We start from the raw sequence: 16,695 nt of genomic DNA on the forward strand, positions 1-16,695 counted from the left end.
CCGCGCGTGCCCCACGGGCACCCCATCCCGGCACCCGCAAGAGCCGCTCCCCCTTCCCCGAGGCCCCCCAGGAGTCCGCTCATGACGACCATCGAGCAACCGACCGGACCGCAGAAATCGAACGACGACGCCGAACTCGCGGAGTTCGGCTACAAACCCGAACTCAAGCGCACCCTCGGCAACTTCCACACCTTCGCCGCCGGGATCAGCTACATCTCGATCCTGACCGGCACCTTCCAGCTGTTCTACTTCGGCTACAGCAGCGGCGGCCCCGCCTACTGGTGGTCGTGGCCCATGGTGTTCGCCGGCCAGTTCATGGTCGCGCTCTGTTTCGCCGAACTGGCGGCGCGCTACCCGGTGGCTGGCTCCGTCTACAACTGGTCGAAGAAGATAGGCAATCCGCATCTGGGCTGGCTCGCCGGCTGGATGATGCTGACCGCGTCGATCGTGTCGATCGCGGCGGTGGCGCTCGCCTACCAGCTGACGCTGCCGCAGATCTCCGACGTGTTCCAGTTCATCGGGGACGGCACCGGCACCTATGACGTGGCGACCAACGCGGTCATCCTGGCCGCGGTGCTGATCCTGTTCACCACGCTGGTGAACGCCTTCGGCGTGAAGCTGATGGCCACGATCAACACGGCGGGCGTGTTCATCGAGCTGATCGCCACCGTCGTGCTCATCGTCCTGTTCGCGGTGCACATCACGCGCGGCCCCCAGGTCGTCCTGGAGACCAACGGGACCGGTCAGGGGTACGGCGGCGCCGGGTACCTGGGCGCGTTCCTCGTGGCCTCGCTGGCGTCGGCCTACGTCATGTACGGCTTCGACACGGCCGCCTCGCTCGGCGAGGAGTCGCTGGACCCGTCCCGGAACGCGCCGCGCGCCATCATCCGCGCGATCGTCGCCTCCTTCGTGCTCGGCGGTCTGATCCTGCTGCTGGCGTTGATGAGCGTCTCCAGCCTGAAGGGCGAGAAGCTGTCCACGGACGGTCTGCAGTACGTCGTGCTCGACGTCCTCGGCCCGACGGCCGGCAAGGCGATGCTCTGGTGTGTCCTGATCGCGGTCACGGTGTGCGCGCTCGCCGTGCACACGGCGGCGATCCGTCTGGCCTTCGCGATGGCCCGCGACAACAACCTGCCCGCGTCCTCGCTGCTGGCCAAGGTCAGCCCGCGCTTCCAGACCCCGGTCCTCCCGGCCGTGATCATCGGGCTGCTGGCCCTCGCGATCCTGGTCGTGAACATCCGCCAGCCGCAGATCTTCACCGTGGTGACCAGCATCGGCATCATCATGATCTACCTCGCCTACCTCGGCGTCACCGTGCCGATGCTGGTGGCGCGGCTGCGCGGCAAGTGGCGGCCGGCGGGCGACGGCAGGTTCTCGCTGGGCCGCTGGGGCATCCTCGTCAACGCCCTGGCCGTCCTGTGGGGCGCTGGCATGACCCTCAACCTGATCTGGCCCCGGGCCTCGGTCTACAACGCGACCGAGCCGTTCCACTGGTACCTGCGCTGGGGCGCGGTCCTGTTCGTCGCGATCATCGCCGGTGGCGGCTTCGCCTACTACTGGTTCGTCCAGCGGCACAAGACCGGTGTGCTCGCCGAGCACGCGATGACGGCCGCCGGGACCGGCCCCGCGCCGTCCGGCCCGACGACGTCCCCCGCCCCGCCCGTCGCCTCCCCGGCGGCCGACTGACCGCATCCGGCCACTGAGAAAGAACCCGGCTGCCGGCAGGACCGGCCACCGACCGGACCGGCCACGGACCGGGGCCGGCTCCCGAAGACAGGACGCAGTACGAACGCGCGTTCCCCGGCGCCGATCCGCCCTGGACTCGCGCACAACCAGGAGGTCAACTCCCCATGACTCCAGAAGAGTTCGATTACGTCGTGGTAGGCGGCGGCACCGCGGGAAACGTGGTCGCGGCCCGGCTCTCCGAGGACCCCTCGGTCACGGTCTGCGTCCTGGAGGCGGGCCCCAGTGACGTCGGCGACGACGCCGTCCTGAGACTGGACCGCTGGATGGGCCTGCTGGAGTCCGGCTACGACTGGGACTATCCCGTCGAGCCGCAGCCCAGCGGCAACAGCTTCATGCGGCACGCCCGCGCGAAGGTGCTCGGCGGCTGCTCCTCCCACAACTCCTGCATCGCCTTCTGGGCCCCCGCGGAGGACCTGGACGACTGGGCGGCGGCCGGCTGTACGGGCTGGTCCGCGGCCGACCTCTTCCCGCTCTACCAGCGGCTGGAGAACAACGACGCCCCCGGCGACCACCACGGCCGCAGCGGCCCGGTCAAACTCCGCACGCTGAAGGGCGAGGACCCGTGCGGGACCGCCCTGCTGGAGGCGTGCGCCCAGGCCGGAATACCGACGACGCCCTTCAACACCGGCACGACGGTGATCCGCGGCGCCAACTGGTTCCAGATCAACTCCGACGAGAACAACATCCGGCAGTCCTCCTCGGTCGCGTATCTGCACCCGATCATGGGCAAGCGGCCGAACCTGGAGGTGCGCACGGGTGTCCGCGCCAAGAAGCTGCTGCTGGAAGGGCGGCGCTGCGTCGGCGCCGAGTACCTCGACCCGGATCTGATCCACACCCGCACGGTCCGGGCCCGGCGCGAGGTCATCGTCTCCTGCGGCTCCATCGACACACCGAAGCTCCTGATGCTCTCCGGGATCGGCCCCGCCGAGCACCTGCGCGAGGTGGGCGTGGACGTGGTCGTGGACTCGGCGGGCGTCGGCGAGAACCTCCAGGACCATCCCGAGGGCGTCATCATGTGGGAGGCCGCGCAGCCGATGACCACCACGTCCAGCCAGTGGTGGGAGGCGGGCATCTTCTACGACACCGAGCCCGGTCTGGACCGCCCCGACCTGATGTTCCACTACGGGTCCGTGCCGTTCGACATGAACACGGCCCGGCACGGCTACCCCACGACCGAGAACGCGTTCTGTCTGACGCCGAACGTGACGCGGGCGAAGTCGCGCGGCACGGTGCGGTTGCGCACCCGCGACTACCGGGACAAGCCGAAGGTCGACCCGCGGTACTTCACCCACGAGCACGACGTGCGGGTGATGACGTACGGGCTGCGGCTGGCCCGGCGGATCGCCGCGCAGCCGGCGCTGAGCGGATGGGCGGGGGCCGAGCTGGCACCCGGCCCCGACGTCCGGACCGACGACGAACTCTTCGACTACATCCGCAAGACGCACAACACCGTCTACCACCCGGCCTGCACGGTGAAGATGGGTGCGGACGACGACCCCTCGGCGCCGCTCGACGCGCGGCTGCGGGTCAAGGGGGTCGAGGGGGTTCGAGTGGCCGACGGGTCGGTGATGCCGGATCTGGTGACCGTGAATCCGTGCATCACGACGATGATGATCGGCGAGAAGTGTGCGGACCTGGTGAAGGCCGACGCGTAGGCGCGGCGTTGCCAGGGCGGTGGGGAACCGCGGGCCCGTCTCGGCCGGCCGCGCGGTTCCCCACGCCCCTCACGGGGTCGCGGCGGGCCTCTTGTACATCCGCGTCGCCGTGATCTCGCTGTGTACGGCCTCTCCCGCCCGGGGCTGCTGGGGCAGTCCCGGGCGGAGGTGTTCCTCGACGCTGATGTACTTCAGGCCGGCACGGAGGTCCGCGTCGTTGCGCAGGCGGATGACCAGGGGGAACTCGGCCAGGGCGGTCGTGTCGAAGAGGCCGGTCGTGTAGAGGAGCTGGACGCCCAGGGCGTCCGACACGGCCCGCTGCAGCTCCAGCAGGTATGTCGCGTTGGCGCGGCCGATCGGATTGTCGAGGAACAGGGTGCCGGCGTGGCGGTGCTTGTCGCGGCCCCGGTCGTTGCTGCGGAGCGCCGCCATCGTGCAGTACAGGGCGATGGCCGCGGTGAGGAGCTGGCCACCGGAGAAGACGTCGCCCATCTGCCCGACGGGGACGCGCTCGGCACGGAGCACGGCGTCGGGCTTGAGGATCTCGACGGCCACGCCCTTGGGCTGGAGCGCCGCGCTGACCCCGCGCAGCAGCAGGGACATGCCGTCCCGCCGCATGTCGGAGTTCTTCCTGACGGCCGCGCGGGTCGCCTCGTCGATGACCTCGCCCAGCCGCTCGGTGAGCGTGGCCTGGTCGGGTTCGTCGAAGCGGATGCGCAGGAACTCCTGGCCGGACCACTCGCCGAGGCCCTCGGGGAGCCTGGACAGCCGCTGGGCCGAGCGCAGTGTGGCGAGCGAGGACTCCACGAGGCCGCGCAGCCGGTCCACGATCGAGTCGCGGTTGCGCTCCAGCTGTGCCAGCTCGTCCGTGAGGACCCTTAGCCGGGGTGCGAAGGCGTCCGCCCACTTCCGGGCGTGCTCGGGCAGCGCCGAGGCGGGCAGCTCACGGATCTGCTGGCGGGCCGGGGTGCGCACCTGCTCGTACCGGGTGGAGTTGGCGTGCCGTACGAGGACGTCGCCGGTCTCGCGTACGGCGCTCTCGGCGGCGGAGAGGTCGGCGGCGCAGCCGCGCAGGGAGCGGCGGTTCTCGGCGGCGGCCCTGCGGGCCTCTTCCAGGCCGCCGGGGTAGGGCTCGGGCTCCTCCTGGTCGTCGTCCGTGGTGTGGTCGCGCAGGAGGTCCCTGAGCAGGGCGGCCGTCTCGTCGAAGCCGCCTGCCGCGTCCTCGGCGGCGCGGTGGGCTTCCAGGAGTTCGGCGTGGGCCTCGCGGGCCTGGGCCAACGCCTCCGTGCGGGAGGCGAGTTCGGCGGTGGCGGTGCGCAGCAGGGCCTGGGCGTGGTCGGCGTCGCGCGGGACCAGTTCCTCGGGCAGCTCCGTGTGTGTCCCGCCGTCCTGGGGCGCGTGTCGCTCGGCCTCGCCGCGCAGCCGCCCGAGCTGTTCGCTCGCGGTCGACATCCGGGTCTCGAGGACCTGCACCAGCTCCTCCGCGCGGGCCGCCGCGGCCTGCCGGGAGGGCCCGTCGGAGCCGTCGGGCGACTGCAGGAGCTGCTCGGCGCGGTTGCGGACCTTGTTGCTGAGCCGGTCCAGTTCCGTGCGGGCGGCGCTCTCGTCGCTCTCGGCCCGGGCCTGTTCGGCGCGCAGGTCGGCGCCCACGCCGACCTTCTCGTACACCTGGGAGGCGGCGCGGTATGCCTCACGGAGGGCGGCGAGGGGCTGCCTGGGCGTGTCGGGGTCCGCGTCCGGTACGTCGTCGGGGGCACCCGCGATCTCCGCGCGCTCGGCGCGCAGCGCGCGCGCCGTGCGGCGGGCGTCGTCGGCGGCGCGCTGGGTGGCGCGGCGGTCCTCGTCGGCGGCGCGGGCCCGCTCCAGGCAGGTCTGGGCACGGGCCTCGGACTCGGCGGCCTCGTCGGCGAGTTCGCGGAGTCTGGCCTGCCAGGCGGCGCGTTCGCGCAGCCGGAAGGCGAGTCCGGCGAGGGCGTCGGCGGCGCGGCGGGCCTTCTGCGCGGCCTCCTGCCGCTCGTCCCGTGCCTGTGCTGCCTCGGCCGCCGCCTCCTCGGCCTCCGCCCGCACGGTCCGGGCCTCGGCCAGCTCTGCCTCCGCCTCCTCGGCGAACGCGCGGGTCTCCCGCGCTGCCGTGGCCAGCTCGGCGAGCCGGCCCGCCGGGCAGCCCGTGCGCCAGGAGGCGAGCCGCGCCGCGAGCTCCCGGTCCTTGCCGAGCCGTACCGCGAGGGCGCGGATCTCCTCGTCGCGCTCGGTGGCCCGGGCGCGCAGCGCCTGTCGTTCCGCGTCGGCGGCGCGCTCGTCGTGCATGGCCGGGTTCGGTGGGACGAGGAACACCTCGGAAGAGGTGCCGTCGCCCGCGTCCAGGGGCGGCGTCCGAGCCAGCAGGGCGGCGGCCGTACCCACCGCGACGGCGGACCGCGGCAGGAGGGCCGCGTCGCTGAGCGCCTCGCGGGCGCGGACGTGCGAGTCGGGGTCGGTGATGATGACGCCGTCGACCAGTTCCGGTCGCGCTGCCAGTACGCGCGCGTGGTCGGCGGGGTCCACCGCCTGGGCGAGGTACCGCCAGCCGGGCAGGGCGGGGATGCCGTGCTCGCCGAGGAACTCGACGGTGGCCAGCACGTCGGGGCCCGGCGGCAGCAGCCCGCCGTCGCCGAGGGCGCCGAGGATGCGGGAGTCGTCGGCCGCGGCGGTGCGCAGCTCGAAGAGGTGGCGCTCGGCGGCGGACACGTTCTCGTCGAGCAGTGCCCGCAGCTCGTCCGCGAAGCGGTCCAGGTCCTCGGGGGTGAGAGGGCCGTCGGCCACGCGACCGGCGGTGCCGGCACCGGTGCCCTCTGCCGTGGCTGCCGGCCGCTCCGGCTCGGCGGGCCCCGCACCGCCCGGGTCGTCGCCGGCGGTGCGGGGCACCGGCACTCCAACCCGGCCCCTGTGTGAGGCGCTGGGCAGGCTCAGCAGCTCGGCGAGGCGCTCCTCCGCCGCGAGCGCCTCGGCGGTGCGCCGCTCCCCGTCGTAGGCGCGCTCGGCGGCGACGGCGGCGTCCGCCGCGCGGGCGGCCGTCAGCTCGGCGCGGGACTCCGCGGAGGCCGCCTCCCTGGCGTGCTCGGAGGCGCGGCGGGCTGTCTCCCGGGCGCTGTCCCAGGCGGCGACGGCGGTCTTCTCCGCGTCGCTGGCGGCGAGGGCGGCCCTGGCGGGGTCGGCGTCGGGCGCGCTGTCGTCGAGCCAGCCGGCCCGGACCGCCTCGGCCGTCTCCTGCTCGACCTCGCTGAGCCGCTGCTTCAGATGCCCGATCTCGCTACGGGCGCGCTGCGCCTCGGTGGCGGCGGCGGTGGAGTCCCGGTGGGCGGCCTCGCCGGCCTCCTGGAGGGCGGCCGACCGCTCCTCCCCCTCGTTGGCGAGGGTCTCGGCGCTCTCGGCGGCCGCGTGCAGGGCGCGGACGAGGTCGACGGCGGCCTTGGTACGGGCGGCGAGGGCGGGGGCCGCGTCCCGCTCGGCCTCCTGGATCGCGGCGGCCACACGGGCGACGCGGTCGGCGGCGGCGCGGTGTCTGAGTACGGCTTCGGCGGCCTGCCAGGCGGAGTGCAGGGTGCGGGCGTCGGCCAGTTCCCGCTTCTGGGCGGCGGCCGACTTCTCGGCGGCGGCCAGCGCGAGGGAGGCGTGCCGGTAGGCGAGTTCCGCCGCGATCAGCGCGCTGCGCTCGCGGGCGCCCTCGGCGTGTGTGACCGCGTACGCGGCGGCCGTGACCCGCTGGGCCAGGTCGGTGCCCCTGACCCGTTCCCGGGTGGCCCGCGCGGAGAGCCGCCGGGCCAGGGTGCGGGTCCGCCGCTCGGCGGCCGTGTGGATGTCACGTGCGCGTGACCGTGCCTCGGCGGCCTCGACGATCCGGCCGAGCAGGTCCACGGACCCGGCGGTGAAGTCACGTTCGGCGATCAGTTCGGCCCGGCGTCCGAGCTTGTTGCCGAATCCGCCGACCAGGTCGGCGAGCCCGTCGGTGTCCCGGGTGTCGGTGACCGCGCGCAGCAGCAGGTCGGTGAAGTCGGAGTCCTTCTTGACCGCGAAGAGGCCGGCGGCCTCACCCTCGTCGGCGTTCATCTCCCGCTGGTAGCGGAAGAGTTCGGGGTCGAGGCCGAGGTCCGTCAGATGTTCGTTCCAGCGGTCGTGGATCTCCTCCCAGTGCACTTCGAGGTGCGGATACGCCTTGCCCGCCTCGGTGAGGGCGTCACGGAAGCCCTTCATGGTCCGCCGCCTCCCCTGCGCGCCGGAGGCGCCCTCCACGGGGGGCCGTACGGCGGTGGACTCGGCGACGGGGAGGTTGTCGAGGCTCAGGCCGGGACCGGGCCGGAAGGAGTACCAGGCCTCGGCGAACTTCCGCGGGTCGTTGGAGACCTGGCGTCCGCGCCACTCGCTCACCTTGCCCACGACCACGCACTCACCGGTGAGCGTGTGCTGCCACTCCAGCGCGACGTGTCCGCAGTCGTCGGCGAGCAGGAACTTGCGCAGCACACCCGAGCTTGCCCCGCCCAGGGTGTTGCGGTGTCCCGGCAGCATCACCGAGAAGATCAGCTTGAGCAGGACCGACTTGCCGCCGCCGTTCTCCAGGAAGAGCACGCCCGCGGGCGCGGGACGGCGCGGCGGCCCGGTGGGCTCCTCCTCGAAGAACTCCGCCTGCTGCGGCGCGGGGTCGGGCACGGGCTCGCCGACACCCCTCAGGTCCAGCACGGTGTCGGCGTAACGCGCACCGGCCGGCCCGATGGAGTAGAGGCGGACCCGGGACAGCTCGTACATGGTGGGGGACTTTCGCGGTCGTGAGGGTGGTTCGTGCGGAGCGTTGGTGAGGGCGGTGCGTGCGGGTCGGGGGCGGTGAGGGGTGGTCGGCGCGGGGTCAGGAGTGGAACGGCAGCCCGGCGTCGGCCAGCAGCTCCAGGTCGTCGGTGTCCTCGGCGGGCAGCAGGGTGGCCGTGCCGTCGGTGACCGGGACGATGCCCAGGTCGAGGAGTTCCGCCATCGCGGCGCTGCCGGCCATGTCCCGTACCTGGAGCTGGTAGCGGGCGGTCGTGCGGTACGTGCCGCCGTTGTCGTCGCTCGTGCGCTGGAGGAATCCGGAGTCGGTGAGGAAGCCGACCGCCTTGCCGACGATGCCGGTGGTGGAGCCGGCCAGCCGGCGGGCGTCCTTGGTGGCTCCGGTGGCACTGCGTCTGGCCCAGATCCGCCAGGCGGCCTCCAGTCCGGGCGCGTCCGTCGCCGGGTCGGTGTTCTCCCCCTGCTCCTCGGCGCGCTCCTCCAGCCGCCGGCAGGCCTGCCGTACGAACGAGTCGACCCCGTTGACCGACACACGCCCGATGTATCCGTCGTCCGCGAGGTCCTCCGGCCGGGGGAACGCCATCGCCGCGACCGCGAGATGGGCGAGCCCGTGCAGGAACCGGTCCACGGAGTCGGCCGAGGTGCGCCGGGCGTAGTCCCCCATGCGCACCGCGAACACGGAGTCCTCGGCGGCCGTCACCGCCATCCCGGCTCTCGGCGACACCTCCAGCACCACCAGCCCGAGTCCGGTGGCGACGGCGTCGGCGAGCCGGGCGAACGCCGGGTCCTCGCGGTAGCGGCGCAGCAGATCGCCGTACTCCTGGTCGCGGGCGGGCTGGAGCTTGGGCTGGAGCCCGAAGGCGACGAGCCGCGCCGCGTCGGCGGCGTCGGCGGGGGTGACGGCGGCGGCCACCGGAGCGGCGGCTTCCGGCTCACTCCACTCGACGTGCTCGCTCACGGCAAGGACTCCTCGGTCTCGGAACAGGGGACGGCGACAGCAAGGTCAGGGGCGTGGTGAATCGTGTGATCGGCCGCGGGCCGTCCGCGGCCGGCGCGTGGCCGGGGGCCCGACGGTGCTCTCATGCCGCCTCCGAACGGTCGGCGGCCATCCCGGCCGCGTCCAGCAGTGCCGTCCCCACTATCAGATCGGCCCCGCCGAACTCCGGATCGTCCAGCTCCGTCCCGTCGTCCACGGCGAAGAGCAGTTTCTCCTCACCCTGCCGGTAGGCCGTACCGACCGGGGGGCTGGCCGCGTGCACGGCCAGCAGCGCGACGAGATACGGCAGTTCGGGGTCCGACCGGCGTGCCTGGGCCAGCAGGCCCGACAGCCGTCGGGGCGCGTCCGCGGGCAGGTCCAGCAGTTCCCTGGCCGCGGCCAGCTGCTCCTCGCTGAAGCGGCTGTCGTCCGGTGTGGCGATCAGGTCCGGCTCGGGCATCTCCGCTCCCAGGTGCTCCCGCTCCACGGGGGGCGTGAACAGCAGGTCGACGAGGTCCCCGATCCGCACGGACCCCGGTGTACGCAGCCCCGTGCCCCGGGCGAAGAAGGCGTCGGTCACCCGCCGCGCCTGTTCCACGGGCAGCGGCAGCAGTGGAGCGAGCAGATGACCGTAGAGGTCCGTGCCCGAGGTCGTCATGGGTGTGGCGAAGGCCTGCCGGTCCTGCTCGGCGCGGAACAGCGGGCCGGCCTCCAGCAGCCGGGACTGCAACTGGGTGTGGCGGCGGATGCAGTCCTTGACGATGTCGACGAGTTCGGCCGCGCGCCGCTTCTGCTCGGGGTCCTCGGACTCGTCACGGGCCTTGCGGATGTTCGTGAGGATCGCGTTCTCGTGGCGGTAGCGGTCGGCGACGTGGTCGAGCGCCTCGGCGATCATGTCGGGGACGGCCTGGAGCCAGTCGACCGCGCGGACGTTGCGCCGGGTGGCGTCCAGTGCCTTGCGGAGCGTCTCGGAGTACTGGACGGTCCGGTACCGCGCCTGTTCGGCGGCGAGCTGGGCGTCGGCGAGCCGGCCCCGGCTGATCAGGACCTCCAGCTTGACCTCGGCGGCGATCTGGGCGCTGGTGACGTCGGTGTCGAGGGCGCCCACGAGGACGTTGACGGCCTCGTCGGTCGTACGGAGGTAGACACCGCCTCCGTAGCCGGGGACCTCCTCGATCAGCTTGAAGTCGTAGTCGCGGCGCACATAGGTGCCGTCGGACGCGAAGGTGCCGTAGACGGCCCGGAAGCCGCGGTCGACGCTGCCGACGTTGATCAGGTTCTCCAGGACCCAGCGCGCCACGCGCTCGTGCTCCTCGGCGGGGCGCTGCGGTGCCTGGGCGGCGATGCGGGGAATGAGCCGGGCGACGATCTGGTCGTGGTCCGCGCCGGTGTCGAAGTCCATGTTGAGCGTGACCAGGTCGATGGCTGCGAGGGCGACCTCCGCCATGCCGTACACCGAGTACTCACCCGCCAGGTTGGCCTTGCGCGCGTCCAGGTCGTGCAGCGGCGCGGTGCAGGCGAGCGCGCGCAGCCGCCGCGCCAGCCCCTCGTCGGCGGCCGGGCCCGGCGCCGGGCGCGGCCCTGTGCCGGGCTGGGGCGGAACACTGTCCGTCGATGCGGGTGAAGTCACGGTGCACAGATTAGGTCCTGGGTCTGACAGCGGCCCAAATCGCTCCGCCGGGCGAGGCCGGAACACCACGGTGGACGCCGGAACGGCACGGCGGAGGCCGCGCCCGGCGTGGCCCCGCTCGGCCGGAGTCCGGTCAGGAGACGTCGGCCACCCGGCGCCCGTAGACCTCGACCAGGCCCTTGAGCGAGTCGTCGAGGTACTCGGCCAGCAACTCCTCGGCCCGGTCGCGCTCGCCCCGCTGGAGCGTCTGGAGGATCAGCAGGTTCCGTGCCAGGTACGGCTCGTACAGCTTGCGCGGGTTGTCCACCACGTGGAACGCCAGCCGGAGTTCGGCGAAGACGCTGCGCATGAGCTCGTCGGTGCGGGCGCTGCCCGCGAGGGCGACCAGTTCGCGGTGGAAGTGGATGTTGGCGGTGGAGACGCCCTTCCAGTCGCCCTCCCGCGCCCGGCGCCGTCCGTCGTCGACCGCCTCGGCGAGTCGGCCGAGGCCGTACGGCGGCTCGCCCAGCCCGCGGACGACGGCGCACTCGACGAGCCGGCGGGTGCGGTAGATGTCCTCGACGTCCTCGACGGTGAGCACCCGGACGAAGACCCCGCGGTTGAGCTCGTGGACGAGGAGCCGTTCATGGGTGAGCAGGCGGAACGCCTCGCGGAGGGTGTTGCGCGAGACACCGAGGGCGCCGCCGATGCTGTCCTCGGACAGCCGGGTGCCCGGCGGGAAGAACCCCTCGGCGATCCGGCTCCTGAGGATGTCCGAGACCCGCTCGGCGGTGCTGGTGCGGCCCAGCAGGGCACGGTCGTCGGCGAGTCCCGTCAGTTCGGCGGCCATGCCCGGAATTCAACCGCAGACATCAGAACGAAACAACATGGGTATTGAAGGATCGTTCAACGATCCTCTACCTTGCTGGACAGGCGCCGTCGAGCCGCACCCCGGTTCGGCTTCCACGGCGCAAGTCGCTCTCGGGCGGCATGGAACGGCACGGCTCACCCCTCAGCACCCTCCGTCCCTCACTGCGAGGTGCCCATGAGCTCGACCCCTCCCTCCCCGACCCCCACGACCACATCCCGGCCCCAGCCGGGCGCACAGACCGCGGACGACGGCGCGTTCGGCTGGCTGCGCGCCCTCGGCCCGCGCGGCCGCCGGGCCTTCGGCGGCGCGTTCGGCGGATACGCCCTCGACTCGTACGACTACTTCACGCTGCCGCTGAGCATGGTCGCGCTCGCGGCCTACTTCGGTCTGGACAGCGGCCAGACCGGCCTGTTCACGACGGTCACGCTCGTCGTCTCGGCGATCGGCGGCGCCGCCGCGGGTGTCCTCGCGGACCGGATCGGCCGGGTGAAGGCCCTGATGATCACCGTGATCACCTACGCGGTGTTCACCGTCGCCTGCGGCTTCGCACCCAACTACGAGACGCTGCTGGTCTTCCGTGCCCTCCAGGGCCTCGGTTTCGGCGGTGAGTGGGCGGTCGGCGCGATCCTGGTCGCCGAGTACGCGAGCGCCAGGCACCGGGGGCGCACGCTCGGCGCGATCCAGAGCTCCTGGGCCGTCGGCTGGGGACTGGCCGTGATCGTCTACACGGTGGTCTTCTCCGTCTTCGGCGACGACATCGCCTGGCGGGTGATGTTCTGGACGGGCGCCCTGCCCGCTCTGCTCGTCGTCTGGGTGCGCCGCTCGGTCGAGGACGCCCCCGAGGCGGCCGCCGCGCGCGAGCGGAGCGCCGAGAAGGGCTCGTTCGCCGCGATCTTCCGGCCCGGCACCGCGGCCGCTCCCGGTCTGCTGCGCACGACGCTCTTCGCCGTGCTGCTCTCCACGGGGGTCCAGGGCGGCTACTACACGCTGGCGACCTGGGTCCCGACGTATCTGAAGACCGAGCGCGACCTGTCCGTCGTCGGCACCGGGGGCTACCTCACGTTCCTGATCTCCGGAGCCTTCATCGGCTACCTGACCGGCGGCTATCTCACCGACCGGCTGGGCCGCAGGCGCAACATCTGGCTCTTCGCGGTGCTCTCGGCGCTCTGCATCCTGGCGTACGCGAACATACCGAGCGGCGCCAACGGCCTTCTCCTGGTGCTCGGTTTCCCGCTCGGGTTCTGCATGTCGGCGATCTTCAGCGGCTTCGGGTCGTTCCTGAGCGAGCTGTACCCGGCGGCCGTGCGCGGCACCGGGCAGGGCTTCACCTACAACACCGGGCGCGCGGTCGGCGCCGTCTTCCCGACCACGGTCGGCTTCCTGGCGGACAGCTGGGGCGTGGGCGGCGCGCTGGTCTTCGGGGCGATCGGCTACGCCCTGGCCGCCGCCGCCCTCCTCGGCCTGCCGGAGACGCGCGGGAAGGAGCTCGTATGAACCCCGTGAGCGCTCAGGACCACATGGCCCGCCCGCTGTCCGTTGCCGGCCGGGGCCGCCGCCCTGCGCCCGACGCCGCCCGGCACCTGAGGCCGTCCGACGCGGTCCCGCCGCGGGACGACGCCGCCGCCCTCTCGCCGGACGACCGTCCCGTGACCCTCGTCGACCCGCACGCGCGCGAGTGGACCCCCGCAAGCGCTCGCGACCGGTTCCGCGCCGGCCTGTCGGGGCCCACCGCCGGGGTCGCCGCCGGCCACACCCAGGCAAACCTGATCTCGGTGCCCGCCGACTGGGCGTACGACATGCTGCTGTTCTGCCAGCGCAACCCGAAGCCCTGTCCGGTGCTCGACGTGACGGACGCCGGAGCCTGGGCCACACCGCTCGCGAAGGGCGCCGACCTGCGCACCGACCTCCCCCGCTACCGGGTGTGGGAGCACGGCGAACTGGTGGCCGAACCGACGGACGTGGTCGACATGTGGCGGGAGGACCTGGTGTCGTTCCTGATCGGGTGCAGTTTCACCTTCGAATGGGCGCTCACCGAGGCGGGCGTCCCCCTGCGCCACATCGAGCAGGGCCGCAACGTCCCCATGTACGTCACCGGCCGCCAGTGCCGGCCTGCGGGGCGGCTGCGCGGCCCGATGGTGGTGTCGATGCGCCCGGTGCCGCCCGAGCACCTCGCCGCCGCGATCCGGGAGAGCAGTCTGCTCCCCGCCGTGCACGGCGGCCCGGTGCACTGCGGGGAGGCGGGCGGTCTGGGCATCGCCGACCTGTCCCGCCCGGACTTCGGCGAGCCCGTGGCCGCGGAGCCGGACGACATCCCGGTCTTCTGGGCCTGCGGAGTCACCCCGCAGGCCGCCGTGACCGCCTCGCGTCCGCCGTTCGCCATCACCCACGCACCGGGGCAGATGTTCCTGACCGACGCCCGCGACGAGCAGTACCGCGTGGCCTGAGGGTTGTCGCGGAAAGAGGAGAATGGGAACCATGACGTCGATCGACCTCAACGCCGACCTCGGCGAGGGCTTCGGCCGTTGGCAGCTGACCGACGACGAGGAGTTGCTGTCCGTCGTCACCAGCGCCAACGTCGCCTGCGGCTTCCACGCCGGGGACGCGGTCACCATGCGCCGGGTCTGCGAGCTGGCGGCCGAGCGCGGGGTACGGATCGGCGCCCAGGTCTCCTACCGCGACCTCGCGGGCTTCGGTCGGCGCGCGATGGACGTGCCGCCCGCGGAGCTGGCGGCCGAGGTGGCCTACCAGGTCGGAGCCCTTGAGGTCTTCGCGCGGGCGGCGGGCACGCGCGTGTCGTACGTGAAGCCGCACGGCGCGCTCTACAACCGTGTCGTGCACGACGCCGAGCAGGCGGCGGCGGTCGTCGACGGGGTGGTTCTCGCCGACGCCTCACTGCCCGTGCTCGGCCTGCCCGGCTCACACCTTCTCAAGGTGGCGGAGCAGGCCGGACTGCCCGTCGTCAGCGAGGCGTTCGCCGACCGCGCGTACACCGCCCGGGGCACGCTGGTGCCCCGCGGCCAGGACGGGGCGGTGATCACGGACGCCACCTCGGTGATCGAGCGGTCGGTGACCCTGGCCTGTTCGGGCACGGTCGTCTCCCACTCCGGCGAGCGCGTCACCGTGCGCGCCCGCTCCCTGTGCCTGCACGGCGACACGCCCGGCGCGGTGGAGCTGGCGCGGCGGGTGCGGGCCGAGCTGACCGCGTCGGGCGTCCGTGTGGAGGCGTTCGCATGAGGGCCATGCCGGTCGGCGATCGCGCGCTGCTCATCGAGCTGGACTCGGGCGAGGAGGCCGAGGCGCTGCACGCCGAGCTGTTGCGCCGCCGCGCCACGGGCGACCTCTCGGTCGCCGAGATCGTCCCCGCGGCCCGAACGGTCCTCCTCGACGGCCTGGAGGCCCCGTCCCGCCTCGCCGAGCGCCTCGCCGCGTGGGAGGTGCCGCCCGCCCCGGCGCGCGCCGAGGAGGTCGTGGAGATCCCCGTCCGGTACGACGGGCCCGATCTGCCGGACGTCGCCGCCCACTGGGGGGTGGACGAGGCCGAGGTGGTCCGTATCCACGCGGCGGCCGACTTCCGCGTCGCCTTCTGCGGTTTCGCACCCGGCTTCGGCTATCTGACGGGCCTGCCCCGTGAGGTGCCGCGCCGGGCGACCCCGCGGACGGCTGTCCCGGCGGGGTCCGTCGCGCTGGCCGGCCCCTACACGGGCGTCTATCCGCGCTCGTCCCCCGGCGGCTGGCAGCTGATCGGCACGACCGACACCGTCCTGTGGGACCCCGCGCGGGTGCCGGCCGCTCTGCTGACACCGGGTACCCGGGTCCGCTTCACACCGGCGGCGGCGCCGTGACCGACCGCGCTCTGGCCGTCGTCCGGGCCGGTGCTCTCACCACCGTCCAGGACCTGGGCCGCCCCGGCCACGCCCACCTCGGCGTGCCCCGGTCGGGCGCGCTCGACGCGCCGACCGCCGTCCTGCTCAACCGACTGGTGGGCAACGTCCCGGAGGCGGCCGTCCTGGAGACCACCCTCAACGGCTGCGCGGTGCGGCCCCGCGCGACAGTCACCGTGGCCGTCGGGGGCGCGCCCTGCCCCGTCACCGTGGACGGCCTGCCGGTGGCCTGGGGAGCACCCGTCCGGGTCCCCGGCGGAGCGTTGCTGGACATCGGGGCCGCCCACGCGGGAGTACGGAGTTATCTCGCCGTCTCCGGCGGTGTGGCCGTCGAGCCGGTGCTGGGCAGCCGCTCCACCGACCTGCTGTCGGGCCTCGGCCCGCCTCCGCTGACGGACGGCAGCGTGCTGCCCCTCGGACGGCCCGGCGGGGCTCATGCACGCGTGGACGTCGTCCCGCACACCGCGCCGCCGTCGGAACTGGTCCTGCGGGTCACCCTGGGCCCCCGGCACGACTGGTTCACCGACACGGCCCTACGCGTCCTCACCACCCGTCCCTTCGCCGTGTCCTCCGCGAGCAACCGCATCGGCCTGCGCACGGAGGGGCCCTCCCTGGAGCGCGCGCGGCCCGGTGAGCTGCCCAGCGAGGGCATGGTGCTGGGGGCCGTCCAGGTGCCGCCGGACGGCCGCCCGGTGGTCTTCCTCGCCGACCACCCGACCACCGGTGGCTATCCGGTGATCGCGGTCGTCGACCCGGCGGATCTCCCCCGCGCGGCCCAGGCCACGCCGGGCACACCCGTGCGGTTCGTCGCCGTACGGCACCGCCGCTGACCGGCCGTACACCGGCCGTCCTGCTCCTTCTCCCCCGCATCCGCCGGAGGTCGGCTCACGCCACCTCCGGCCGCTGTTCGGACACCGTCAGCGCGGCGAGGGCCGACGCCACCGCGTGAGAGGCGGACAGGTCGAGCCGGGTGCTGGCGCCCGCGCAGGCGTGGCGAGGGACCGCTCCGTGGCGCTCGGACAGGGCGTGCACGACGGTGTTGACGACCCGCTGCCGCCGGGCCCGGCGTGTGACCGCGTGTTTCCGGACGAGGAACGTCCCATGAGCGTTGCGCTGCACACATGTCCGGGCCGGACCGTGTCCATGCCCCCCTGACCTCCGGG

General features: G+C 73.4%; 12 protein-coding genes. 7 read left to right on the forward strand and 5 right to left on the reverse strand.

Going from position 1 to position 16,695, the window contains the following annotated elements; genetic code table 11:
- Nucleotides 1–81 precede the first annotated feature (81 nt).
- Together AC067N_RS26615 and AC067N_RS26620 are read left to right on the forward strand one after the other, a co-directional pair.
- Nucleotides 82–1,686 carry an APC family permease gene (locus AC067N_RS26615; protein ID WP_478681405.1) on the forward strand — a complete coding sequence of 535 codons (1,605 nt, stop codon included), beginning with the start codon at nt 82–84 and terminating at the stop codon, nt 1,684–1,686.
- Nucleotides 1,687–1,850: 164 nt separating this feature from the next.
- Nucleotides 1,851–3,401 carry a GMC family oxidoreductase gene (locus AC067N_RS26620; protein ID WP_478681406.1) on the forward strand — a complete coding sequence of 517 codons (1,551 nt, stop codon included), beginning with the start codon at nt 1,851–1,853 and terminating at the stop codon, nt 3,399–3,401.
- A 69-nt stretch (nt 3,402–3,470) separates the two neighbouring features.
- On the opposite strand, the gene AC067N_RS26625 is transcribed toward AC067N_RS26620, so the two are convergent.
- The 4 genes from AC067N_RS26625 to AC067N_RS26640 form a co-directional block, all read right to left on the reverse strand.
- Complete coding sequence (locus AC067N_RS26625) at nt 3,471–8,180, reverse strand: hypothetical protein (protein ID WP_478681407.1); 4,710 nt, start codon at nt 8,178–8,180, stop codon at nt 3,471–3,473.
- Between the two features lie 97 nt (nt 8,181–8,277).
- Nucleotides 8,278–9,153, reverse strand: a complete 876-nt coding sequence (locus tag AC067N_RS26630; protein ID WP_478681408.1) for a hypothetical protein — start codon at nt 9,151–9,153, stop codon at nt 8,278–8,280.
- Nucleotides 9,154–9,274: 121 nt separating this feature from the next.
- A complete protein-coding gene (locus tag AC067N_RS26635; protein WP_478681409.1) occupies nt 9,275–10,801 on the reverse strand; it encodes a hypothetical protein in 1,527 nt (508 codons plus the stop codon).
- A 133-nt stretch (nt 10,802–10,934) separates the two neighbouring features.
- The gene (locus AC067N_RS26640) at nt 10,935–11,630 is read right to left on the reverse strand and encodes a GntR family transcriptional regulator (protein WP_478681410.1); all 696 of its coding nucleotides are present in this window, start codon (nt 11,628–11,630) and stop codon (nt 10,935–10,937) included.
- 195 nt (nt 11,631–11,825) lie between these two features.
- Between AC067N_RS26640 and AC067N_RS26645 the strand changes: the two genes are divergently transcribed.
- Genes AC067N_RS26645 through AC067N_RS26665 form a run of 5 tightly spaced genes read left to right on the forward strand, consistent with a single transcriptional unit; the run spans nt 11,826 to nt 16,362 of the window.
- Entirely contained in the window at nt 11,826–13,145 is a 1,320-nt protein-coding gene (locus tag AC067N_RS26645; RefSeq protein ID WP_478681411.1) for an MFS transporter, read from the forward strand.
- Entirely contained in the window at nt 13,142–14,095 is a 954-nt protein-coding gene (locus AC067N_RS26650) for a putative hydro-lyase (RefSeq protein ID WP_478681412.1), read from the forward strand. The genes AC067N_RS26645 and AC067N_RS26650 overlap by 4 nt, the downstream gene beginning before the upstream one ends.
- A 31-nt stretch (nt 14,096–14,126) precedes the next feature.
- On the forward strand, nt 14,127–14,885 hold the full coding sequence (locus AC067N_RS26655; protein ID WP_478681413.1) for a LamB/YcsF family protein: 759 nt from the start codon (nt 14,127–14,129) through the stop codon (nt 14,883–14,885).
- Nucleotides 14,882–15,493 carry a 5-oxoprolinase subunit B family protein gene (locus tag AC067N_RS26660; protein ID WP_478681414.1) on the forward strand — a complete coding sequence of 204 codons (612 nt, stop codon included), beginning with the start codon at nt 14,882–14,884 and terminating at the stop codon, nt 15,491–15,493. Before AC067N_RS26655 ends, AC067N_RS26660 begins: the two co-directional genes overlap by 4 nt.
- The gene (locus AC067N_RS26665) at nt 15,490–16,362 is read left to right on the forward strand and encodes a 5-oxoprolinase subunit C family protein (RefSeq protein WP_478681415.1); all 873 of its coding nucleotides are present in this window, start codon (nt 15,490–15,492) and stop codon (nt 16,360–16,362) included. Before AC067N_RS26660 ends, AC067N_RS26665 begins: the two co-directional genes overlap by 4 nt.
- A 55-nt stretch (nt 16,363–16,417) precedes the next feature.
- Here the strand turns inward: AC067N_RS26665 and AC067N_RS26670 are convergent, their stop codons facing one another.
- Entirely contained in the window at nt 16,418–16,651 is a 234-nt protein-coding gene (locus AC067N_RS26670) for a hypothetical protein (protein ID WP_478681550.1), read from the reverse strand.
- Nucleotides 16,652–16,695 lie beyond the last annotated feature (44 nt).

The organism is Streptomyces sp. NPDC042364 (genome assembly GCF_056437585.1).

Coding starts and splice junctions, on each gene's coding strand:
- AC067N_RS26645 (WP_478681411.1), top strand. CDS start 11,826: ATGAGCTCGACCCCTCCCTCCCCGACCCCCACGACCACATCCCGGCCC.
- AC067N_RS26620 (WP_478681406.1), top strand. CDS start 1,851: ATGACTCCAGAAGAGTTCGATTACGTCGTGGTAGGCGGCGGCACCGCG.
- AC067N_RS26640 (WP_478681410.1), bottom strand. CDS start 11,630: ATGGCCGCCGAACTGACGGGACTCGCCGACGACCGTGCCCTGCTGGGC.
- AC067N_RS26615 (WP_478681405.1), top strand. CDS start 82: ATGACGACCATCGAGCAACCGACCGGACCGCAGAAATCGAACGACGAC.
- AC067N_RS26660 (WP_478681414.1), top strand. CDS start 14,882: ATGAGGGCCATGCCGGTCGGCGATCGCGCGCTGCTCATCGAGCTGGAC.
- AC067N_RS26650 (WP_478681412.1), top strand. CDS start 13,142: ATGAACCCCGTGAGCGCTCAGGACCACATGGCCCGCCCGCTGTCCGTT.
- AC067N_RS26655 (WP_478681413.1), top strand. CDS start 14,127: ATGACGTCGATCGACCTCAACGCCGACCTCGGCGAGGGCTTCGGCCGT.
- AC067N_RS26625 (WP_478681407.1), bottom strand. CDS start 8,180: ATGTACGAGCTGTCCCGGGTCCGCCTCTACTCCATCGGGCCGGCCGGT.